Consider the following 22,828-nt stretch of genomic DNA (forward strand, 5'->3'; position numbering starts at 1 on the left):
TGCCTCGCCGGTGCTCACCGGGCCGGCCGGCTCCGCCGGTTTCGCCCCGGCCGTCGCGGCCGTCCCGGCCGTATCGCCTGATGTCTCGGCGGCATCAGGCGCCACAGCCGTATCGGGGTCGGCCCCCGCTGCGATGTCCGGCAGTTGACGAGGGGGCGTGAGGTGCGACACCCGTAGGTCCTTCCGTGCGAAGCCCGGTGATGGCACGGCGGACCGGACCCGCAGGGCCGGGCCACCAACCTCCGTACGGCCCGGCTTCACTCACTGTTCAAAGTCCCGGGTCAACCGCGCGCAAAGACTACGCCGGTCGCCCCCCGCACCCCTTAGCGGGGCGAGCCGTCCGCTGCCACCGCGATCTCCCGGGCCCACCGGTAGTCCGCCTTTCCGCTGGGCGAGCGCCGGATGCCGTCGGTGATCACCAGCTGCCGGGGGATCTTGTAACCGGCCAGATGGGTACGGCAGTAGGACTGGACGTCCTCCAGCGAGGGGTGCGGTGCCCCCGCACGCAGCTGTACGACCGCCGCCACATGGTTGCCCCACTTCGCGTCCGGCACCCCGGCCACCAGCGCGTCGTACACGTCCGGATGGGACTTCAGCGCCTGTTCGACCTCCTCGGGATACACCTTCTCGCCGCCGGTGTTGATGCACTGCGAGCCCCGGCCGAGCACCGTGACGACGCCCTCCTCGTCCACGGTCGCCATGTCACCGAGCAGCACCCATCGCCGGCCGTCCTTCTCGAAGAACGTCTCGGCCGTCTTCCGCGGGTCGTTGTAGTAGCCCAGCGGGACGTGGCCGGACTGGGCGACACGGCCCACCTCGCCCGGCCCGACCGGCTCGTGGGTGACCGTGTCGACCACCTGGGTGCGGGTGTTCACCTGGATGCGGAAGCTCTGCCCGGCCCCGGAGTCGGCCGTCGCCGTGCCGTTGAAGCCGGACTCGGACGAGCCGTAGTTGTTCAGCAGCATGGTGTTCGGCAGCAGCTCCTGGAACTGCCGGCGCACCGTCCGGGACATCACCGCGCCGGAGGAGGACACGCTGAACACCGACGAGCAGTCGGTGCCCTTCATGGGCCCGTTCAGGGCGTCGATCAGCGGCCGCAGCATCGCGTCGCCGACCAGCGAGACACTGGTGACCCGCTCCTTCTCGATGGTGCGCAGCACCTCCTCCGGCACGAACTTGCGGTGGATCACCACCCGCTGGCCGAAGTTGAAGCCGATGAACGAGGTGAGGGTGGAGGTGCCGTGCATCAGCGGGGGAGTGGGGAAGAAGGTGATCCCGCTGCCGCCCGCCGCGACCCGCTCGGCCAGCTCCTCCGGCTTCTGCACCGGCTCCCCGGTCGGTGCGCCGCCGCCGAGCCCGGCGAAGAACAGGTCCTCCTGCCGCCACATCACCCCCTTCGGCATCCCGGTGGTGCCGCCGGTGTAGATGATGAACTGGTCGTCGCCCGAGCGCACCGGGAACCCGCGCTCCGGTGCACCGTCCGCCTCCGCCGCCGCGAAGGGCACGGCGGCCGCCGGCCCGCCGTCACCCCCCACCCGCACCAGGTGCCGCAGCTTCGGGCACTGCGGGAGCGCCGCCGCCACCCGGCCGCCGAACTCCGCGTCGAAGACCAGCGCCACGAGATCGGCATCGCGGTAGAGGTACACCAACTCATCCTCTACATAGCGGTAGTTGACGTTGACCGGGACGATCCGTGCCTTGAGGCAGGCGAACACCGTCTGCAGGTACTCGATGCCGTTGTAGAGGTGCAGTCCGAGATGCTCGCCGGGGCGGATGCCGGCGTCGATCAGGTGGTGGCCGATCCGATTGGCCGCCGCGTCCAGCTCCGCGTAGGTCAGGCGGCGTTCGGCGCCGGTGCCCGGATGGTCGACGTACACCAGGGCCTCGCGGTCGGGCACCACGTCGACGACCGACTCGAACAGGTCCGCAAGGTTGTACTCCACCGCTCCTCCTGACCATTCCCTCGCCCGGGGCGAGCCTGGCGGCTGTCGGTTCGCGGTCATCAGAGCAAAGGGCGCGGCAACTGTGAAGGGTTCGCGCGAAGAAATCTGACTGTCTGTCAGAAAACTCTTGAAGTGCCTTCCGGGGTACTGCAACCTGTTCTCGTTCCTGGAGAGGGGAGACGGCAATGGGTGGGACGGAACACCTCACCGTGCAGCGCGAAGGCGCCACACTGGTACTCACGCTCAACAGGCCCGAGGCCAAGAACGCGCTCTCGCTGCCGATGCTCGTCGGGCTCCACGACGGCTGGCTCGAGGCGGACGAGGACGACACCGTACGCTCGGTCGTGCTGACCGGTGCCGGCGGCGCCTTCTGCGCGGGCATGGACCTCAAGGCCCTCGCGGGACGGGGCATGGAGGGCGAGCAGTACCGGGACCGCCTCAAGGCCGACCCCGACCTGCACTGGAAGGCGATGCTGCGCCATCACCGCCCGCGCAAGCCGGTGATCGCCGCCGTCGAGGGGTACTGCGTGGCGGGCGGCACGGAGATCCTCCAGGGCACCGACATCCGCGTCGCGGGCGAGTCGGCGACCTTCGGCCTCTTCGAGGTCCGGCGCGGCCTGTTCCCGATCGGCGGTTCCACCGTCCGGCTGCAGCGCCAGATCCCTCGCACCCACGCCCTGGAGATGCTGCTCACCGGCCGCCCCTACGGCGCCCGCGAGGCCGCCGGTATCGGCCTGATCGGCCATGTCGTGCCCGACGGCACGGCCCTCGCCAAGGCCCTGGAGATCGCCGAACTGGTCAACGCCTGCGGCCCGTTGGCCGTGGAGGCCGTCAAGGCGTCGGTCTACGAGACCGCCGAGATGACCGAGACCGACGGACTCGCCGCCGAACTCGAGCGCGGCTGGCCGGTCTTCGACACCGCCGACGCGCGCGAAGGAGCCCGCGCCTTCGCGGAGAAGCGACCGCCCCGCTACCAGCGAGCCTGAGCCCAGCAGGCCCTCCCAAGGAGACCGGCATGCCCGAAGTCCTCAAAGCGCCCCTCGCCGTCGAGTTCCCCTTCACCCGCTCCGTCGGCCCCGTCCAGAGCGCCTTCCTCAGCGGACTGCGCGAGCGCGTCGTCCTCGGGGTGCGTACCGTCGACGGCCGTACCCTCGTCCCGCCCGTCGAGTACGACCCCGTCACCGCCGAGGAGATCCGCGACCTGGTGGAGGTCGCCCCCACCGGCACGGTCACCACCTGGGCCTGGAACCACGAGCCGCGCCGCGGCCAGCCCCTCGACACGCCCTTCGCCTGGGTCCTGGTCCGTCTCGACGGCGCCGACACCGCCCTGCTGCACGCCCTCGACGCCCCCGATCCCGAGTCCGTGCACACCGGCATGCGGGTCCGCGTGCGCTGGGCCGGGGAGCGCGAGGGCGCCATCACCGACATCGCCTGCTTCGAGCCGTACGACGGCGCACGGCGGCAACCGGCGGGCCACGACGGCCGGTTCGCGGACGCGATCACCGGCATCGTCGCCCCGGCCCGGCTCGACTACACCTACTCGCCCGGCCGCGCCCAGTCCGCCTACATCCACGCCCTCGCGGACCGGCGCACCGTGGGCGAGCGCTGCCCGTCCTGCCGCAAGGTGTACGTACCGCCGAGGGGCGCGTGCCCCACCTGCGGCGTCGCCACCTCGGAGCAGGTCGAGGTCGGGCCGCGCGGCACGGTCACCACCTACTGCATCGTCAACATCAAGGCGAAGAACCTCGACATCGAAGTGCCCTACGTCTACGCCCACATCGCGCTCGACGGCGCCGACCTCGCGCTGCACGGCCGGATCGGCGGCATTCCCTACGACCAGGTGCGCATGGGCCTGCGCGTGGAGGCGGTGTGGACGGAAGGGGCCCGCTACCCCGACCACTACCGGCCCACCGGGGAGCCCGACGCGGAGTACGACACCTACAAGGAGCTGCTGTGATGCGTGACGTAGCACTGGTCGCCTTCGCCCAGACCGACCACCGCCGCACCAGCGACGAGCTCTCCGAGGTCGAGATGCTCATGCCGGTGCTGCACGGCGTCCTCGGGCAGAGCGGCCTGAAGACCGCCGACATCGGCTTCACCTGCTCCGGCTCCAGCGACTATCTGGCCGGCCGCGCCTTCTCCTTCACCCTCGCGCTCGACGGCGTCGGCGCCTGGCCGCCGATCTCCGAGTCGCACGTGGAGATGGACGGCGCGTGGGCGCTGTACGAGGCGTGGACGAAGCTGCAGACCGGAGACGCGGACACCGCCCTCGTCTACGCGTACGGCAAGTCCTCGCCCGGCTCCGTGCGCGACGTCCTGACCCGGCAGCTCGACCCCTACTATCTCGCGCCCCTGTGGCCCGACTCCGTCGCCCTCGCCGCCCTCCAGGCCCAGGCCCTCATCGACGCGGGCGAGACCGACGAGCCCGCCCTCGCGGCCGTCGCCGCCCGCAGCCGTGCGGACGCCGGCACCAACTCCCATGCCCAGCTCAGGGGTTCGGTGCCGCAAGGGGACTATCGCGTACGGCCCCTGCGGACCGGGGACTGCCCGCCCATCGGCGACGGGGCCGCCGCCGTGATCCTCGCGGCCGGGGAGCGGGCCCGGGAGCTGTGCGAGCGGCCCGCCTGGATCCGCGGCATCGACCACCGCATCGAGGCGCACGCCCTGGGCGTCCGCGACCTGACCGACTCGCCCTCCGCCCGGCTGGCCGCCGAGAAGGCCGGCGCCTTCGAACGCCCCGTGGACACCGCCGAGTTGCACGCGCCCTTCACCTCGCAGGAGGTCGTGCTGCGCAAGGCCCTGCGACTCGGTGACGAGGTACGGGTGAACCCCTCCGGCGGCGCCCTCGCCGCCAACCCCGTCATGGCCGCCGGACTCGTCCGGCTCGGCGAGGCGGCCGCCGCGATCCACCGGGGCGCGTCGGACCGGGCGCTCGCCCACGCGACCTCCGGCCCCTGTCTGCAGCAGAACCTGGTCGCCGTACTCGAAGGGGATCCGCGATGAGCAAGGAACCCGTGGCCGTCGTCGGCGTCGGCCAGACCAAGCACGTGGCGGCACGGCGGGACGTGTCGATCGCCGGACTCGTCCGGGAGGCGGCCCGACGCGCCCTGGAGGACGCCGAGTTGGCCTGGGCCGACATCGACGCCGTGGTCATCGGCAAGGCACCCGACTTCTTCGAGGGCGTCATGATGCCCGAGCTGTACCTCGCCGACGCGCTCGGCGCGGTGGGCAAGCCCATGCTGCGGGTGCACACCGCGGGCTCGGTCGGCGGCTCCACCGCGCTCGTCGCCGCCAACCTGGTCGCGGCCCGCGTCCACGGCACCGTGCTCACGCTGGCCTTCGAGAAGCAGTCCGAGTCCAACGCCATGTGGGGCCTGTCCCTGCCGATCCCCTTCCAGCAGCCGCTGCTGGCCGGCGCCGGCGGGTTCTTCGCCCCGCACGTGCGCGCCTACATGCGCCGCACCGGCGCCCCGGACACGGTCGGCTCCCTCGTGGCCTACAAGGACCGGCGCAACGCCCTGAAGAACCCCTACGCCCACCTCCACGAGCACGACATCACCCTGGAGAAGGTCCAGGCCTCACCCATGCTGTGGGACCCGATCCGCTACTCGGAGACCTGCCCGTCCTCCGACGGCGCCTGCGCGATGGTGCTCACGGACCGGGCCGGGGCGGCCCGCGCCCCGCGGCCGGCGGCCTGGATGCTCGGCGGCGCCATGCGCAGCGAGCCGACGCTCTTCGCCGGCAAGGACTTCGTCTCGCCGCAGGCGGGCAAGGACTGCGCGGCCGACGTGTACCGGCAGGCCCAGATCGCCGACCCGCGCCGGGACATCGACGCCGTCGAGATGTACGTGCCGTTCTCCTGGTACGAGCCCATGTGGCTGGAGAACCTGGGCTTCGCGGAGGAGGGCGAGGGCTGGAAACTCACCGAATCGGGTGTCACGGAGCTGGACGGGGACCTGCCGGTCAACATGTCGGGCGGCGTCCTGTCGACCAATCCGATCGGCGCCTCCGGCATGATCCGCTTCGCGGAGGCGGCCCTCCAGGTGCGCGGTCTCGCCGGAGAACACCAGGTGGAAGGCGCGCGACGGGTCCTCGGGCACGCCTACGGAGGCGGCTCGCAGTTCTTCTCCATGTGGCTCGTGGGCAGTGAACGGCCCGACGCGTGACGGCCGCGGGAAAGGGTCCCCCTCACGTGGCCTGTCGGCAACAGAAACCGATCGCTAGGCTGGCCGCGGACGACGAATCGGGAGGAGCACGGACGTGGCCGAGAGCACCATCCAGCAGCACCCGCTTGCCGGCTGGGAGAAGCCGGAGCTGGACCTCAGCAACGCCGACTGGCACTCGAGCAGCCGTGGCATGGGGGATGTCCAGATCGCATTTGTCGAGGGTTTCATCGCGATGCGCAACAGCGGCCGCCCGGAAAGCCCTTCTTTGATCTTCACCCCCGCGGAGTGGGGCGCGTTCGTGTCAGGGGCGCGGGAGGGAGAGTTCGACCTGACGTGACCTGATCCCGCGGTCCGATCCGGGAGTGTCGCGCCCGCCTGTCCGGACGCGCGACCGGCGGCCCTCCCGGGGCTGCCTCCTGAGCGAGGCCGGCCCCGGAGGGCGAGGCCGTCCTCCGGGGGCGACGAGCGCTCGGAGCAGCGGCCTGCCGGCCATCGGGGCGGTCGGCGGGTCGGCACGACAGCCCGCGCACACCGGACCGGACCGGCCGGTCGGCGCCGCTCGCGGGCGCGGGGCTCCGCCGCGGTCGGTCTCTGCGCGGCGGTACGCGCCCTGGGCACAGCCCGGGTGCCGGACGGACCTGCCGGTCGTCGCGTATCGCGCGCTCGACGGCGCAACGGCTGCCGTGCTGCCCGAACCGTGCTCCACCGCCCCGCTGCCGGTGCTCGGCTCGCGCGGGCGCGACGGCCTCGGTCGGCAGGGAAGCGGTGACGGCGCCTCCGACGAGGCTCCGGCACGGGGGAGCACGACGTCCTGGCCGTGGAGTCCGGTCCGCGTGCGGTGGTCCGCTCGCCAACCCCTTCGCCCGCCGTCCCCGACCCGCATGACCAGCTCGGTCACCTGGCCGTTCTGCCGCACGTGGACGTCGGCGCCGTCAGGGGCGGTTGGGCCGGTCGGCCCCCTCGGTGGGTCGTTCGGCATCTGCAGCGGCGGCGCCCGCGGTGCGAGCGTGTCACGCGAACCCACGAGACGACCGGCGGCGAGGTTCCTCTTGGGGGAGGATCCCGGCCGCGTGTCTCTGCTCCCGGGCCGCGTGGGGTGCCGGCCCGAAGAGACGCGGCGTCTCGCGGGCGGCGCCGGTATGGGGACCGGCACGAGCCGCCACGGCGGCTCCTCGGGGAAGGGGTGGGCGGCGCGGGCCCGCCCTGGGGCCGGGCCCGCGTGAGGCCGACGGGCGACGACGTCCTCGTCGCAGGTGATCCTCGTGCGGCCCGCGTGCCCGGCATCCCTGGTCCACGGCCCCTTCCACGGCCTCGGCCTCCTCGGCCGCCGCCGCGTCGGCCTCACCGCTCTCACCGCCGCAGCGCTCGTCCCGCCGTACCCCGTCCACCGCCGATCGGCCGGGCGCGCCGGCTCGCGGTCACACTCCCCGTCACACCCGCGCTACCCGCCGCGCCGATCGGTTCCCGCGCGGCCTGGGCCGGCCACCGCGTCGCCCTTCCCTGCCATGGGTCGGCCGGAGCCTCCTGTGCCCGACCGGGCCCCTGCGGCGCAGGCCGCGGAGGTCGATGCTGGGCAGTGGAGGGGAGCGGAACGAGGAGAGCCGGAGAGAACGCGCTGCGGACGGAAGGAGGAAGGAGAGGGCGATGAGGTATCGCAGGGTCAAGGACGTCATGACACAGGAGGTCGTGAGGACCGGGCGTGAGACGTCGTTCAAGCAGGTCGCCCGGCTGCTGTCGGAGCACCGCGTCAGCGGACTGCCCGTCGTCGACGACGCGCGGAACGTCGTCGGAGTGATCTCCGAGACGGATCTGCTGGAGCATCAGGCACAGCGGGAGGAGTGGCACGGGCGCGGGCACGTCCGTCTGCCCAGGCTGACTCGCGCGGCCCGTACGGCCGCGGCCAAGGCCCGCGCGGGCACGGCGGAACAGCTCATGACCCGGCCCGCGGTCACGGCCACCCCGGAGCAGTACGTCACCGAGGCCGCTCGCGCCATGCGTGAGCACCGGGTGGAGCGGCTGCCCGTGGTGGACGACGAGGATCACCTGGTCGGGATCGTCACCCGGGGCGATCTGCTGCGGGTCTTCCTGCGCGCGGACGAGGAGCTCCGCCGGGACGTGCTCGACCAGGTGACCAGGGGGCTGGGCGTTCCGCGCTACGCCGTGGACGTCACCGTGGACGCCGGAGTGGTGACGCTGAGGGGGCACCTGGAGCGCCGCGAGGACGTCGCGCTGGCGGCGCAGATCGCCGCTCACGTGGATGGGGCGGTGGCGGTCACCAACCGTCTGACCCACCGTCCGGACACCGTCCGCGCACACCGCGTCGGCGGACCCTCCGGCCACATGTAGCGGGCGTCCCGGGCCCGGAGACGGCCGTCTCGTCCCCGGCGGGCGATCCGCCGGGGACGCGGCCACCCGCCCGGGCCGGACGAAGGAGGAGCGAGCGATGAGCATCACCGGAGACTGGTACAACGAGTTCGGCTCGTTCATGCGGATCACGGCCGACCCCACCGGCTGCATCCGGGGCACCTATGTCTCGGGCGCGGGGCACGCGGTGGGCGCGTACCCGCTCGTGGGGCGCTACGAGACGGCTGCCTTCCCGGACCACGGCACCCCGCTGGGCTGGACGGTGGCCTGGCGCAACGGGAAGACCGACGCCTGCTCGGTGACGAGCTGGAACGGCCAGTACTACGCGGACGGCGAGGAGCGGCTCTGTGTCACGTGGCTGCTCACGGCCTCCGCGACCGAGGCCAACACCTGGGAGGCCACGGCCGTCGGGCAGGACGTCTTCACCCGCAGGGCGCCCACCCGGGAAGAGGCCGAGCGGCGCCTGCGGCACGCCGGCGCCACCTCCCACCCGCGCCCCGTCGGCCTCGACGAGGTGACGCCGGCGTGAGGTGCGGGCGCGTCCGGACGCCCGCCGGCGCAGACGGGAACGAGGCCCCGGTCCTGGTCCGGACCGGGGCCTCAGACATGTGGCACGCCCGTCTCAGGCCATCGTGTCTCAGGCGATCGTGACGGCGTCGTCCAGGTAGACGTCCTGCACGGCGTGCAGGAGTTCGACGCCCTCACGGGTCGGCCGCTGGAAGGCCTTGCGGCCGGTGATGAGGCCGGTGCCGCCGGCCCGCTTGTTGACGACCGCCGTGCGTACGGCCTGGGCGAGATCGTCCTGGCCGGCCGAGGCGCCACCGCTGTTGATCAGCCCGGCCCGGCCCATGTAGCAGGAGGCCACCTGCCAGCGGGTGAGGTCGATCGGGTGGCCGGTGGTCAGCTCGCTGTACAGCAGCGGGTGCGTCCTGCCGAACCCCAGCGCCCGGTAGCCGCCGTTGTTCTCCGCCTGCTTCTGCTTGACGATGTCGGCCTCGATGGTCACGCCGAGGTGGTTGGCCTGGCCGGTGAGGTCGGCCGACACCGCGTAGTCCACGCCGTCCTTCTTGAACGCGGAGTTGCGCAGGTAGCACCACAGCACGGTGAACATGCCCAGTGCGTGGGCCTCGGCGAACGCCTCACCGGCCTCGCGCAGCTGGCGGTCGGACTGTTCGGAACCGAAGTAGACGGTGGCGCCGACGCCGGCCGCGCCGAGGTCGAAGCACTGCCGGACGGTGGCGAACATGACCTGGTCGTAGTGGTTGGGGTAGGTCAGCAGCTCGTTGTGGTTGAGCTTGACGACGAAGGGGATGCGGTGCGCGTAGCGCCGCGAGACGGCGCCGAGCACGCCGAGTGTGCTGGCGACCGCGTTGCAGCCGCCCTCCAGGGCGAGTTCGACGATGTTCTTCGGGTCGAGGTAGCGCGGGTTGGGCGCGAACGCCGATGCCGCGGAGTGCTCGATGCCCTGGTCGACCGGCAGGATCGACACGTAGCCGGTGCCGGCCAGGCGGCCGTGGTCGAAGAGGGACTGCAGATTGCGCAGCACCCGGGGCGAGCGGTCGGTCGCGGCCACCACCCGGTCGACGAAGTCGTGACCCGGCAGGACCAGGTCCTCCTTGGGAATCCCCTGGGCGGTGTGGGTCAGCAGATCCTTGGCGTCGTCGCCCAGCAACGCTTGGATGTCGGTCATCGTTCCTCCCCTGCAGTCGCCGTGGCGGCTCTGCCGCACAGCGGCGACGACGAAAGCGAATCAGCCGAAGAACACCTCGAACTCGTCGTACAGCGACGGGTCCACCACCTTGGTCCGGCCCCTGGTCTCGTCGAGGGGGACGCGGACGATCTCGGTGCCGCGCAGGGCCACCATCGTGCCGAAGGCGCCGTCCTTGACCGCGTCGACGGCGTGCAGCCCGAACCGGGTGGCCAGCCACCGGTCGAAGGGGCTCGGTGTGCCGCCGCGCTGGACGTGACCGAGGACGGTGGTGCGCGCGTCCGTGCCGGTGCGCCGCGAGATCTCCTGGGCCAGCCACTCGCCGATGCCGGACAGGTGCACATGGCCGTACTCGTCCAGCGTGCGGTCCTGGAGGATCATCTGGCCCTCCTTGGGCACGGCCCCCTCGGCGGCGACGACGATCGGCGCATAGTTGATCTTGAAGCGGTTCTTCACCCACCCGCAGACCTGGTCGATGTCGAACGGCCGCTCCGGGACCAGGATCACGTTGGCGCCGCCCGCGATGCCGGCGTGCAGGGCGATCCACCCGGAGTGCCGGCCCATGACCTCCACCACGAGGGTGCGCATGTGCGACTCGGCGGTGGTGTGCAGACGGTCGATGGCCTCCGTGGCGATGCCGACCGCCGTGTCGAAGCCGAAGGTGTAGTCGGTGCCGGCCACGTCGTTGTCGATGGTCTTCGGCACCCCGACCAGCGGGATGCCGCGGCGGCTCAGCTCGGTGGCCGCGCCGAGGGTGTCCTCGCCGCCGATCACGACGAGTGCGTCCACTCCGTGCGCGGCGAGGGTGGCCTGGATGCGCCGCACCCCGTCCTCGTGCTTGAACGGGTTGGTGCGCGAGGAGCCGAGTATGGTCCCGCCGCGCGGCAGGATGCCCCGTACGGCGCCGACGTCCAGCGGCACCACCTTGTCCTGGAGGGCGCCGAGCCAGCCGTCGCGCAGGCCGACGAACTCGAAGCCGTACTCCTGGGTGCCCTTGCGGACGACGCTGCGGATCACGGCGTTGAGACCGGGGCAGTCACCGCCACCGGTCAGGACTCCGATCTTCATGGCCGCCTCCCGACCGAAGAGAACCGGGAGAGCCGTGTGTCTCTCCTGGCCATGTGTCTCTTCTTCCTTCCATCATGAGCGGCCGCGTGCCCGGCAGCGACTCGCCTTGGACCCGTCATCGGGGACCTTCGGCCCCGTGACCGGGGCGTGCGGGCGTCGGATCATGGAGGCGCACGGAGGAGCAAGCGATGACGCACACCACGGAATGGAAGCTTCGCCTCCACCTCTTCGAGGACGAGGGCACGACGAAGGCCCGGGTGGTGCTGGACACCACGGCCACCTCGCTCACCGGCCACGGCGCCGCCTACCGCAGTCCCGCCGACACCGACGTCCCGGAGATCGGGGACGAGGTGGCGGCGGGCAGGGCCCTGCGCGACCTCGCCCGGCAGCTGCTGGACATCGCCGAGCGGGACATCGCGGGGATGGGCGCCGCGGACCTGAGGCGGGACGCGCCGCCGGCCCTCGGCTGGCCCACGTGAGGGGGGCGCGGGCGCCGAGGGCGGCGCAGGGCGGTCAGTGGGCGGCCGGAGACGTCCGGGAGGCGTCGGACCGGTAGCCGATGTGCGTCCGGACCGAGACCACACCGTCGACGTCGCGGCACAGCCGCTCGACGATCGGGATCAGGCTGGGCACCTGAACGGTGCCCCTGAGCGTGACCTGTCCCTCCCGCACCTCGACGGTCACGTCCGAGGGGGCCAGGTTCAGGGTCCGCCGCAGCACGTCACCGACGATCTCGTCGTGGATGGCGTCGTCCCGGCGCAGGAAGATCCGCAGCAGGTCGCCGCGGCTGACGATGCCCCTCAGCCGGTCCGCCTCGTCGACGACGGGCAGCCGCTTGATGTTCCGCAGCGCCATGAGGCGGGCCGCCTCGACCACGGTCCACTCCGGACGTGCGCACACGGCGGGAGCCGACATCAGCTCGTCGGCGCGGGCGCCCTCGGCCTTGGCCCGCTCCCATGCCTCCGGATGGGGCAGCGCGGGGATGCCGGGCGGACCGGTCCGGGCGGCGCACTTGCGCAGCAGGTCCGCCTCGGACACCACGCCCAGCGGGTGGTCCAGTTCGTCGACGACCGGCACGGCGGTGATGCCGTTGTGGGCCAGCAGCTCGACGATTTCCTTGAACGGTGTGTCGCGCCGGGCCCGGACGACAGCGCGGGTCATCAGGTCGGCGACCGTACGGTGCTGCATGTCGCGCCTCCTCTCCCGGTGGGGCGGCCGCCGGGGGTCACCTTCCGGCCGGCGGTCCCCACCCTTCAAGCGTGTCAGGAGCCGGTCGTGGGCTGCAGAGCCCCCAAGCACCTGTTGAGGGGCCGGTCGGCCCGGCGCGCGGGCCGACCGGCCCCCTCGGATCGGGTTCTCGAGCCCATGCGGCGGCCCGCCCCGCGTGCCACGTTGAGTACAGGAGCAGTCCGAGGAGGCGGGTGGAGATCATGCGAGCACATATCGGTGACGTTCTTGTTGTCGAGAGCCCGACCACCGGCACCACCAGGCGCGACGGAGAGATCGTGGGTGTGCGCCACGCGGACGGAACGCCTCCGTACGAGGTGCGCTGGTCGGACACGGACGAGGTGACGCTGGTGTTCCCCGGCCCCGACGCGCACATCCGTCAGGCCGAAGGGCATCCCGGCGTTCCGCCCGCCGAGCACCGCGCGCCCGGCACGGCCTGAGAGCGCGGGCGGGCGCGTCCGCCCGGCCCGGTCGTGAGGTGCGGGCCGGGCGGACGTCTCCCGTCCCGCCGGGCCGCGTCCCGCGGACGGCCGCACCCGGACCGAGGCCGTGTCCTGCACCGGGCCGCCCGGCCGGAGCCTCAGGCCGCGTCCTGGGCAGGACCCGGCCGACCCTCATCATGTGCCGCCCAGCCCCTTGGTGATTCCCGCATCCCGGTGGAAGCTGAAAGGGACAAAGGGTGCGAAGGGGGTGTCATGCTTCGTCCGCATGTGCAGCTGCCCCGGCCCGGGCATCCGGGCGGTGGGGAGGCGAACACCGACACCATGCGGCTGATCCCGCAGGAAGCGGCACCGCACACCGGGGGAGGGACGGGACGCGATCCCGTCTTCGTCGACACCAGCGGGCGCCGCGGCCTGCGCATGCGGCGCCTCGCCTACACGGCGGGCGCGCTGTGTGCCGCGTACACCGGCGTGCTGGTCCTCAGCTTCCTGGGCGCGACGCCGTTCGCCCCGCGGACCGTGCTGCCCGTGCCGGGTCTGCCCTCCGACAAGCCCGGCAGCGTGCAGCAGCCGCCGGGCCGGTCGCCCGGTCCGTCCGTCGTGCCCGAGCCCGGCGGGGCGTCCCTGTCGCCCTCCGGCGTCCCACGGCCGCCCGGCTCGCCGACCGCCTCCGCCACCCGCGGTGCGGACCCCTCGGCCCCGGCGCGGGACTCCGTCCCGCCGAACGGCCCCACGGGCGCCACCACACCGTCCGGCTCCCCGCCCGTCTCTGCCGGCACCAGCCCGGCCTCCCCCGGCACCGGTCCCGCTTCCCCCGGCACCAGCCCGCCGGCCTCCGGCAGCCCGTCCGTGAACGGCACCACGGCGCCGGCCGCCCCCTCGGAGAGCGTGTCCGGCGCGGGAGCGGCCACCTCGGGCAGCGCGCCGAGCGCGTCGAGCGGTTCGCCGAGCGGCGGTGAGGCGGCACCCGGCGCCGGAGCGTCCTCAGCCGGCGACACCACGCCGCCGCCGGGAACCTGACCATGTCCGCCGAGCCGTCGAGGCGCTCCACGGCACCCCGGCGCACCCGCCGGGGTGCCGCCTCACGGCCGCGGATCGTCTCCCTGCTCGTCGTCCTGACGATGGTCGCGGGCATCCTGCTGCTGCACGGCTACACGCACGGGGAGTTCGCCGACGACCACCGCGTCCACCCGCCCGTGTCGGCCGCCGGCGTGCCGCGGTCGGTGCTGGACGGCGGCCCGGTGATCGACGCCACCGGGCCCCGGGTGCGCAGCCACCGGATCCCCGACCGCACCGTCGCCCTGACCTTCGACGACGGCCCCGACCCGCGATGGACCCCGCGCATCCTCGACGTGCTCGACCACTACGACGTCCGGGGCACCTTCTTCGTCATCGGAGCGGCGGCCGCCCGGCACCCCGGTCTGCTGCGGCGGACCGTGGCGGCGGGGCACGAGATCGGCGTGCACACCTTCACCCATCCCGACCTGGCGTACCAGTCGGACTACCGGGTGGACCGCGAACTGGCCCAGGCCCAACTGGCCCTGGCCGGAGCGGCGGGCATCCACAGCTCACTGGTGCGCCCGCCCTACTCGTCCCACGCCGCGGACCTGGACGACCTGTCCTGGCCGGTGGTCCAACGGCTCGGGCGGAAGGGGTACATCACCGCGCTCGTCGACATCGACACCGAGGACTGGAAGCGCCCCGACGCGGCCGCCATCGCGGCGCACGTCACCGGGAAACTGTCCGGCCGGGGCGCCGTGGTGCTGCTCCACGACGCCGGCGGCGACCGCTCCCGCACCGTGGCCGCCCTGAACCTCCTGATCCCCCGACTCCGCGCCCAGGGCTACCGGTTCACCACGGTCACCGACGCCCTCGGTGCCCCCTCCGCCCACCACCCCGTCTCCGGGGGCGAGTTGTGGAGCGGCCGGGCCTTCGTGGCGGCGGTGACCGTCGGCGACCGGGTGGTGCCCGCGCTGGCCGTGCTGACGGCCGCGGTGGGCGCGCTCATGCTGCTGCGCTTCGCCGCCATGCTGGTGCTCGCCCACCGCCACGCCCGACGCCGCCGGGACCGGGACTTCTCCTGGGGACCGGAGATCACCGAACCCGTCAGCGTGGTGATCCCCGCCTACAACGAGGCCAAGTGCATCGCGCAGACCGTGCTCTCCGTCGTCAAGAGCGAGCATCCGGTCGAGACGGTCGTGGTGGACGACGGCTCCACCGACGGCACCGCCGAGGTCGTACGGTCACTCGCGCTGCCCGGCGTCACCGTCCTGTGCCAGCCCAACCGCGGCAAGGCCGCCGCCCTCAACAACGGCGTGGCGCACGCCTCGCACCCGCTCGTGGTGACGATGGACGGCGACACCGTCTTCGAACCGGACACCGTGCACCACCTGGTGCAGCCCTTCGGCGACCGAAGCGTCGGCGCGGTGGCGGGCAACACCAAGGTCGGCAACCGCGGCCGCCTGCTCGGCACGTGGCAGCACCTCGAGTACGTCATGGGCCTCAACCTCGACCGCCGCATGTACGACGTCCTGGGCTGCATCCCCACCGTGCCCGGAGCGGTCGGCGCCTACCGCCGCAGCGCCCTGCGGCACGTCGGCGGACTGAGCGACGACACACTCGCCGAGGACACCGACCTCACCATGGCCCTGCACCGGGCGGGCTGGCAGGTGGTGTACGAGGAGCGGGCCCGCGCCTGGACCGAGGCCCCGGCCACCGTCGGGCAGCTGTGGCGGCAGCGCTACCGCTGGAGCTACGGCACGCTCCAGGCGATGTGGAAACACCGCCACGCCGTCGTCGAGCGGGGACACGGCGGGCACTTCGGCCGCTACGGCCTGGCCCTGGTGGTGGTGTTCACCGTGCTCACCCCGCTGCTCGCCCCGCTCATCGACCTGTTCCTGCTGTACGGGCTGCTGTTCCAGGACCCGGTGCGCACGGCACTCGCGTGGAGCGCGCTGATCGTCGTACAACTGCTGTGCGCCTCCTACGCGTTGCGGCTGGACGGCGAGAGGCAGCGCGCCCTGTGGGCACTGCCGATGCAGCAGCTCTTCTACCGTCAGCTCCTCTACACGGTGCTGCTGCAGTCCTGCGTCACGGCGCTGACGGGCGCGCGGCTGCGCTGGCACAAACTGCGCCGGACCGGCCGGGTGACCGCGCCGGGACCGCCCGCGCCTCCCGCTCCACCGCCCGCGCAGGTGGCCGCCCGGCCCGCCGCGCCGCCGCCGGCCGGGAGCGGCCGCAACCTCTATCTGGACCTCCTGCGCGCCGTCGCCCTCGTCCGCGTGGTGACGTACCACGCCTTCAACTGGGCCTGGCTCACCCTCGCCTTCCCCGCCATGGGCGTGATGTTCGCGCTGGCCGGCTCGCTGATGGCCCGCTCGCTCGACCGCGGCGACCGCTCCGCCGCCGCGGTGGTGCGCGCCCGGCTGCGCCGTCTGCTGCCCCCGGTCTGGCTGTTCGGCCTGGTGGTCGTGATCGCCATGCTGCTGACGGGCTGGCGCCCGGACGACGGCGGCGGTTCGAAGGCGGCCGCGTGGGCGCGGATGGCGCTGTGGATCGTGCCGGTCGGCGAGCCCCCGTTCGCGCCCACCGACTGGGCCTGGCAGATCGTCGCGCCGCTCTGGTACATCCGCGCCTACCTGCTGTTCGTGATCCTCTCGCCGCTGCTGCTGCGCGTCTTCCGCCGGGCGCCGTGGGCGGCGGTGGCGTCCTTCCTCGCCCTGGCCGCGCTGGCGCAGAGCGAGCTGCTGCCGCTGCCGGAGCGGGTGGCGGAACCGTTCACCGACCTCGTCACCTTCGGAGCCTGCTGGCTGCTGGGATTCGCCCACCAGGACGGCCTGGTACGACGGCTGCCGGCGGCCCGCGTGGTGGCGGTGGCCGCGGCCCTGCTGGCCGTGGGCGCGGGGTTCGCCCTGACCCACCGGACCGAGGAGGGATACGACCTCGGCGCGATCCCGTTCGCCCAGGCGCTGTGGTCCTTCGGCTTCGTCCTCCTGCTGCTGCGGTTCGGGCCCCGCACGGACCGCTGGGTGCGGCGCCACCGGCCGGTGCACGCGGGCGTGGTCCTGCTCAACGCCCGTGCCGTGACGGTCTACCTGTGGCACGAGGTCGCGCTGGTGCTCGCCGTGCTGCTCGTCGACCAGATGTGGCGGGTGCCGGCGCTGGAGCACCTCCTGCCGCTGGGCGCGACCTGGTTCCTCTACCTGGTGGTCTGGCCGCTGATCGCGCTGGCGGTCGTCCTGGTGGGCTGGTGCGAGGACAGGGCGGCCCGGCGCCCGGTACGCCTGTGGCCGCGACCGGGACCGGAACCGGAACCGGGACGGGACCCCGGACCGGGATCGGGGCCGGGGCGCGAGCCGGCCGCCGTCGCATGACGGGGGTTCCGGCGCGTCCGCCGGGGCCGGGCGGGTCACCGCTCGGGCGGACCGGCCCGCCGGGCGATGCCGGCGGGGGGCGTCGTGCGGCCGGATGGCCGGATCCTCCAGGGCACGGCCGGCGGCGCGTTCCTCACCGGTCCCGGGGACGGGCCGGTCGGGCGGGCGCGCCGGGACGCTCCCCGGCCCGTGATGGCCGACGTGTCCCACGTGGTCGGCGCGGCACGCGTACGGGGCCCCGCCGCAGAGCGGTGGGGCCGGTCGGTCCTCCGTGTCGAGCCGCTCGGCCCCTGCAGGCTCCGTGCCCGCGGTGCGAGGGTGAGCAATGAGCCCGTGAGGTGCGGGCGACGGGTGCCTTCCCGCAAGAGCCCCGTCGCCGAATCCGCTCGGACCGGTCAGGGTGGCGGCCCGAGCGGAGCGTGCCTCACGGGCGGACGGCGTTCCCCTCGGCCCGCTCCGGCGGCGCGCCGGCGAGAGGCGGCACCGAGGGGGCGGGACCACCACCCGCCGGCGTTCCGCGCCCCGCGGCCGGCCGGCGCACGAGGAGGCGGAAGACCATGGCCGTCACGATCGCTCTCGCCGGGGACACCATGCTGGGCCGCGGCGTCGCGGAGGCGCTCGCAGGGCGGAAGCCGCCACCCCTGTTCACACCCGCCGTCCACCAGGCCGTCGCGGCGGCCGATCTGTTCCTGCTGAACCTCGAATGCTGCGTCTCGGACCGGGGCGAGCCCGTCGACCTCCCCGGCAAGGCGTTCTTCTTCCGGGCCCCGCCCCGTGCCGCGGACGTGCTGGCCGACCTCGGGGTGGGCGCGGTGTTCCTGGCCAACAACCACGCCCTCGACTACGGTCCACACGCCCTCCTCGACACCGTCGACCATCTGGCGCGGGCCGGCATCCGCAGCGTGGGCGCCGGTGGCTCGGCCGCGGCGGCCCGTGCCCCGCTCCTCGTGGAGGCGGGCGGGCTGCGCATAGGGATCCTGGCGGTGACGGACCACCCGGCCGAGTACGCCGCGGGCGACGACCGGCCCGGCGTGGCGTACGCCGACCTCCGCCAGGAGGAGACGCCCCGGTGGCTGACGGACACCGTCCGCGCCCTGTCCGCGACGACCGATCTCGTCCTGGTGAGCGTGCACTGGGGCCCGAACATGACGACCCGCCCCGTGCCCCATGTACGGCGTGCCGCCGCCGGGCTCACCGCCGCCGGTGCCGACCTCGTCGTCGGGCACTCGGCGCACGTCTTCCACGGCTTCACCCGCCAAGTCCTGTTCGACCTGGGCGACTTCGTCGACGACTACGCCGTCCACCCGGCCCTGCGCAACGATCTGAGCCTGCTCTGGCTGGTCACCCTGGACCGCTCCGGCGTCCGCGAGACCGAGGTGGTGCCCATCGCCCTGGACTGCTGTCACACCCGCCTCGCCGACCGGGCCGAGCACGCCTGGATCGCGGGCCGGCTCACCCGCGCCTGCGACGAGCTGGGCACGCGCGTCTTGGGCGGCGACGGCCGGCCGTCCGTCCGCTGGCCCCGCCGGACGGCCGGGAGGACCGATGAGACGCGCGCCTCGAAGCGGTCGTAACACCAGGGACCACCGCAGGACGAAGGGCACATCCAGGCGACCCGCGACGGGCCGGTACGACCGTCCTGTCCGGCGACCTCGCGACGGCCGTCCGCGAGCTGAAGGCCCGGCCCGGCGGTGAGCTGCAGGTGCACGGCAGCGGTGCCGTGGTCCGCGCGCTGCTCGCCCACGGCCTCGTCGACGAGATCACCCTGCTCGTCGTACCCGTGGTCCTCGGCCAGGGCGCGCGGCTGTTCCCCGCCGAAGGCCCGGACATCGCGCTCGACCTGGTCGGCCCGCACGCCGACTCCAGGGGCGTGGCGATCCAGGTCTACCGGCCGGCCGGGCGCCCCACGTACGCACCGGCCGGCTAGGGCGTGTCCCGAACGTCCCTTCTGTCCGGCGGGCGGACGACGCCGCTTTCGCAATGCGCCCTGGTTCCCGGCAGTAATGCTCAGTTCAGGTCGCGCGACCCGGCGGAGGCGTACGCTGAGGTGCCTGGAGGTCACGGTGCGCACTCGCTCCCCGCGCGGGTGCACCACCGTGGCAGGGGGTACGCCATGGGGCAGCGCATCATGCGGACCAGTCGCACCATCTTCGAACGAGAGAGCGAACTCGCTGCTGTCGACGAGGCGTTGGGAGAGCTCACCGGGCTGCGCAGGGACGGCGCCGAGCCCTCCGACCGGCCTCGTGGTGCTCTCCTCGCCTTCGCCGGGCGCGCGGGCATCGGCAAGACCACCCTCCTCGCCGAGGTCCGCCGCCGCGCCGCCGCGATGGGCTGCACGGTGCTGTCGGGACGCGGCGGCGACCAGGAGCAGCGCGTCGCCTTCCACGTCGCCCGTCAGCTCCTGCAGCCGCAGCTGGCCGGAACCGGCGAGAGCGATCTGCGCGCCTCGCTGGGGAGTTGGTACGACATCGTCGGCCCGGCCCTCGGCCTGTGCGCCCCGACCGCCGGCGCCCCGCCGGACCAGCAGGGCCTGCGCGACGGCCTCGACTGGGTGCTCACCCACCTCGCCGTACTGCGCGCCCCGATGGTCCTCGTCCTCGACGACGCCCACTGGGCCGACCCCGAATCCCTGGGCTGGCTCGCCGGGTTCGCGCCCCGGGCCGAGCAACTCCCACTGCTGGTCGTCGTCGCCTACCGGCCCGACGAACTGCCCGAGCACGCCGAGGCGTTCAGAGGACTGCCGGGCCGCGCCGGTGGCCGCCCCATCGGCCTGGAGCCGCTGAGCGCCCCCGCCGTCGCCCGCCTCGTGCGCGAGGCCGTCGGAGACTACGCCGACGACGCGTTCTGCCGTGAGTGCTGGGCCGTCACCGGCGGAAACCCGTTCGAGACGGTCGAGTTGATCGCCAAGGTGCGCGACCGCGGTGTCACCCCGACCGAGCCCGGCGCGCACCTGCTGCGCGACCTCGCCGCCGCGGTCAAGGGCAGCGGCCTGGTCGCCCGCCTCGAACGGCTCAGCACCTCCACCGTGCGCTTCGCCTGGGCCTGCGCCGTCCTCGGCACCGAGATCCATCCGCGGCTCGCCGCCGCCGTCGCCGGTCTCGGCCACGAGGAGGCCGCCGACGCGGCCGACGCCCTGCGCGGTGCCCGCATCCTCACCGGTGTCGACCCCCTCGAGTTCGTCCATCCGCTGATCGCCACCGCCGTCTACCGGGCCATCCAGCCCGGCATCCGTGTCGCCCTGCACGGCCAGGCCGCCTGGTGCCTGATCGACGACGGCCAGGGTCCGTCCGCCGCCGCCCGCCACCTGCTGGAGACGCACCCCGACGGCGACGCCTGGGTCGTGCAGCAACTGCGTGCCGCCGCCGGCGAGACCCTGCGGGCCGGTGCCCCCGACGCCGCGCGCAGCTATCTCGCGCGGGCCCTGCGTGAACCCCCGCCGTTCGAGGACCGCGCCGCCGTCCTGTACGAGCTGGGCTCCGCCTCCCTGCTCACCGAGCCGGCGACCACCGTGAACCATCTGCGGGCCGCGCTGGAGGAGCCGATCGCCGACCCCTGCCTGCGCCACCACATCGTCTACCGGCTCTCCCAGGTCCTCGCCCACAGCGACCGCCTCGCGGAGGCGTCCGACACCCTCGCCCGCGAGATCCGCGTCACCGAGGACGCCCGGGTCAAGCTGCGCATGGTCGCCGAGCAGTTCATGTGGGACGCCTTCCGCGCCGACGAGCCCGACCACCCCTCCCGCTCCCGGCGGCTCACCAAGCTCGCCGACCGCATCAAGGGCCGTGACCTCACCGAGCGCTACATCATCGGCCTGCGCACCTGGGACGCCGTGCTGCGCGGCGAGCCCTCGCACGTCGCCCTCCACCACGCCGAACGCGCCCTGGCCGGCGGCCTCGGCTGGGCCGAGCCCGACCGCGGCTTCGAGGTGCCCGTGCTGGTCGCGCTCGCCTTCATGTACGCGGACCGGCCCGGCCGGACGGAAGAGCTCTTCGCCTCCGGCATCGCCGACTTCGAGAAGCAGGGCTGGCGCGGCGCCCACCTGTCCTTCGCCTACACGCTCCTCGGCTACCTGCGCTACCGCCGCGGCCGGCTCGCCGAGGCGGAGGACTTCGTGCAGGCCGGGCTGCGGCTCGCCGAACGCGTCGGGCCCGGCACACCCGCCCACTGGTACGCGGTCGGCATCCTGATCGAGGTGCTGCTGGCCCGCGGCCGGGTCGCCGAGGCCGCGCGGACCGGCGAGCGCTTCTCCTTCTGCGCGCCCTTCCCGGCCGCCGTCGTCTTCCCCGACGCACAGACCGTGCACGGCGAGCTCCTGCTCGCCCGCGGTCTCACGAAGGAGGCGGCGGAGGAGCTGGCCTCGGCCGGCCGCCGGCTGGAGCCGCGCGGCATCCGCAACCCGGCCTGGTGCCCCTGGCAGCTCCATCTGGCCCGGGCCGAGGCCCAGGAGACGCCGGAGCGTGCCGTCGCCACCGCCCTCGAAGCGGTCGCGCGCGCCCGCCAGTTCGGCGCCCCGTCCGCCGTCGGGCAGGCCCTGCGCACGGCCGCCGAGGTCTCCTCGGGATCGGTCCGGATCACGTACCTGGAGGAGGCGGTCGGCCACCTGGAACGCTCCCCGGCCGCCTACGAGCTGGCCTGCGCCCTGGTCGCCCTGGGCACCGAGCTGCGCCGTACGGGCCGCCCCCGGGACGCCGCCGAGCACCTCTACCGGGGCCTGGACGCGGCCGTGCAGTGCGGCGCCGACGGACTGGTCGAGACGGCCCGCGACGAGCTGGCCGCGGCGGGCCTGCGGCCCCGTCGCCTGCACAGCACGGAGACGGACACCCTGACCAGCCGCGAGCGGTCGGCCGCGAACCTGGCGGCCCGCGGCCGCACCGAGGCCGAGATCGCGCGGGAGCTCCAGGTGGACGAGGGGGCCGCCGTACGGCTGCTCTCGGCGGTCTACCGGAAGATGGGTACGGACAGCACCGGCCTGGCCGTGGCGCTGAGGCCCGGCTGACCTCGGCCGCACCACCGCCACCGGTCCCATTACCATGGGCGGCATGTCGTTCCTCCGCCGCCGCAGCGCGACTCCCGCCGGCCCAGACTTCGACGTACTGGCCATGGACCCGGGCGACTGGCCCGGCAACCTCGGCGCCGGTCTGCTGCCCGCACCCGACGGCAGCTGCCAGGGCGTCTTCCTGCGCTACGACCTCTTCGGCGGCCGCGGCCCCGCGATGATCATCGGCAATCTGCCGGAGGGCTCCCCGGCCCGTGAGGTCGCCGAGGGCGAGATCCCCTTCGAGGTGGGCCAGCTCCTGCTCGCCCTGGAGAACGAGGAGGAGGTCGCCGTCGTCGGCGTCGACGACATGCCGGTGATGCAGGGCGACAACCTCATGATCGTGCGCCGTCTGAAGCTCTCCGAGAGCAGGATCTCCTGCGTGCAGTTCGACCGCAGCGACAACGTCCTGGTGACCATCGCCGCCTGGGACCGCCCCATCACGGACGACCTGTACGCGCTGCTGAAGCCGCTGCCGGCGGAGCTGTTCCAGCAGGGCTGACC

The 22,828-nt window shown here is 73.6% G+C and carries 18 protein-coding genes and 1 pseudogene; 15 read left to right on the top strand and 4 right to left on the bottom strand.

All coding sequences use genetic code 11. The features are described 5' to 3' along the window. Positions 1–323 precede the first annotated feature (323 nt). Complete coding sequence (locus tag ACIRPX_RS01720; RefSeq protein ID WP_404187275.1) at positions 324–1,943, bottom strand: acyl-CoA synthetase; 1,620 nt, start codon at positions 1,941–1,943, stop codon at positions 324–326. A gap of 185 nt (positions 1,944–2,128) precedes the next feature. Here ACIRPX_RS01720 and ACIRPX_RS01725 point away from each other — a divergent pair, with 185 nt between their 5' ends. The 7 genes from ACIRPX_RS01725 (at position 2,129) to ACIRPX_RS01755 (ending at position 9,002) form a co-directional block, all read left to right on the top strand. Beyond that, a complete protein-coding gene (locus ACIRPX_RS01725) occupies positions 2,129–2,929 on the top strand; it encodes a crotonase/enoyl-CoA hydratase family protein (protein ID WP_404187276.1) in 801 nt (266 codons plus the stop codon). Positions 2,930–2,958: 29 nt separating this feature from the next. Further along, positions 2,959–3,900, top strand: coding sequence for a Zn-ribbon domain-containing OB-fold protein (locus ACIRPX_RS01730; RefSeq protein ID WP_404187277.1), 942 nt, complete (start codon positions 2,959–2,961; stop codon positions 3,898–3,900). Further along, entirely contained in the window at positions 3,900–4,946 is a 1,047-nt protein-coding gene (locus tag ACIRPX_RS01735) for a thiolase domain-containing protein (RefSeq protein WP_404187278.1), read from the top strand. Before ACIRPX_RS01730 ends, ACIRPX_RS01735 begins: the two co-directional genes overlap by 1 nt. After that, entirely contained in the window at positions 4,943–6,109 is a 1,167-nt protein-coding gene (locus ACIRPX_RS01740; protein ID WP_404187279.1) for a thiolase domain-containing protein, read from the top strand. Before ACIRPX_RS01735 ends, ACIRPX_RS01740 begins: the two co-directional genes overlap by 4 nt. A gap of 94 nt (positions 6,110–6,203) precedes the next feature. After that, complete coding sequence (locus ACIRPX_RS01745) at positions 6,204–6,446, top strand: DUF397 domain-containing protein (protein WP_404187280.1); 243 nt, start codon at positions 6,204–6,206, stop codon at positions 6,444–6,446. 1,307 nt (positions 6,447–7,753) lie between these two features. Further along, positions 7,754–8,455, top strand: a complete 702-nt coding sequence (locus ACIRPX_RS01750) for a CBS domain-containing protein (RefSeq protein ID WP_404187281.1) — start codon at positions 7,754–7,756, stop codon at positions 8,453–8,455. Between the two features lie 97 nt (positions 8,456–8,552). Continuing rightward, entirely contained in the window at positions 8,553–9,002 is a 450-nt protein-coding gene (locus ACIRPX_RS01755) for an avidin/streptavidin family protein (protein WP_404187282.1), read from the top strand. Positions 9,003–9,110: 108 nt separating this feature from the next. Here the strand turns inward: ACIRPX_RS01755 and ACIRPX_RS01760 are convergent, their stop codons facing one another. Then, positions 9,111–10,163, bottom strand: coding sequence for a class I fructose-bisphosphate aldolase (locus tag ACIRPX_RS01760; RefSeq protein WP_404187283.1), 1,053 nt, complete (start codon positions 10,161–10,163; stop codon positions 9,111–9,113). A gap of 60 nt (positions 10,164–10,223) precedes the next feature. Further along, positions 10,224–11,249, bottom strand: a complete 1,026-nt coding sequence (locus tag ACIRPX_RS01765) for a 6-phosphofructokinase (RefSeq protein ID WP_404187284.1) — start codon at positions 11,247–11,249, stop codon at positions 10,224–10,226. A 188-nt stretch (positions 11,250–11,437) separates the two neighbouring features. On the opposite strand from ACIRPX_RS01765, the gene ACIRPX_RS01770 reads away from it, so the two are divergent. Continuing rightward, complete coding sequence (locus tag ACIRPX_RS01770; RefSeq protein WP_404187285.1) at positions 11,438–11,728, top strand: DUF1876 domain-containing protein; 291 nt, start codon at positions 11,438–11,440, stop codon at positions 11,726–11,728. A 34-nt stretch (positions 11,729–11,762) separates the two neighbouring features. Here ACIRPX_RS01770 and ACIRPX_RS01775 read toward each other — a convergent pair whose 3' ends face one another. Then, on the bottom strand, positions 11,763–12,437 hold the full coding sequence (locus ACIRPX_RS01775) for a CBS domain-containing protein (RefSeq protein WP_404187286.1): 675 nt from the start codon (positions 12,435–12,437) through the stop codon (positions 11,763–11,765). 242 nt (positions 12,438–12,679) lie between these two features. On the opposite strand from ACIRPX_RS01775, the pseudogene ACIRPX_RS01780 reads away from it, so the two are divergent. The 7 genes and pseudogenes from ACIRPX_RS01780 to ACIRPX_RS01810 form a co-directional block, all read left to right on the top strand. Beyond that, positions 12,680–12,898, top strand: a pseudogene (locus ACIRPX_RS01780) (DUF1918 domain-containing protein); the annotation flags it as partial. Positions 12,899–13,171: 273 nt separating this feature from the next. After that, positions 13,172–13,936, top strand: a complete 765-nt coding sequence (locus ACIRPX_RS01785; protein WP_404187287.1) for a hypothetical protein — start codon at positions 13,172–13,174, stop codon at positions 13,934–13,936. Between the two features lie 2 nt (positions 13,937–13,938). Further along, entirely contained in the window at positions 13,939–17,289 is a 3,351-nt protein-coding gene (locus ACIRPX_RS01790; protein WP_404187288.1) for a glycosyltransferase, read from the top strand. A 557-nt stretch (positions 17,290–17,846) separates the two neighbouring features. Continuing rightward, positions 17,847–18,863, top strand: coding sequence for a CapA family protein (locus ACIRPX_RS01795; RefSeq protein ID WP_404187289.1), 1,017 nt, complete (start codon positions 17,847–17,849; stop codon positions 18,861–18,863). A gap of 65 nt (positions 18,864–18,928) precedes the next feature. Further along, positions 18,929–19,216, top strand: coding sequence for a dihydrofolate reductase family protein (locus tag ACIRPX_RS01800; protein WP_404187494.1), 288 nt, complete (start codon positions 18,929–18,931; stop codon positions 19,214–19,216). 186 nt (positions 19,217–19,402) lie between these two features. Continuing rightward, a complete protein-coding gene (locus tag ACIRPX_RS01805) occupies positions 19,403–22,285 on the top strand; it encodes an ATP-binding protein (RefSeq protein ID WP_404187290.1) in 2,883 nt (960 codons plus the stop codon). A 43-nt stretch (positions 22,286–22,328) separates the two neighbouring features. Next, the gene (locus ACIRPX_RS01810; protein ID WP_404187291.1) at positions 22,329–22,826 is read left to right on the top strand and encodes a hypothetical protein; all 498 of its coding nucleotides are present in this window, start codon (positions 22,329–22,331) and stop codon (positions 22,824–22,826) included. Positions 22,827–22,828 lie beyond the last annotated feature (2 nt).

The sequence above is a fragment of the Streptomyces sp. NPDC101225 genome, from assembly GCF_044767585.1.
Classification (GTDB): Bacteria; Actinomycetota; Actinomycetes; order Streptomycetales; family Streptomycetaceae; genus Streptomyces.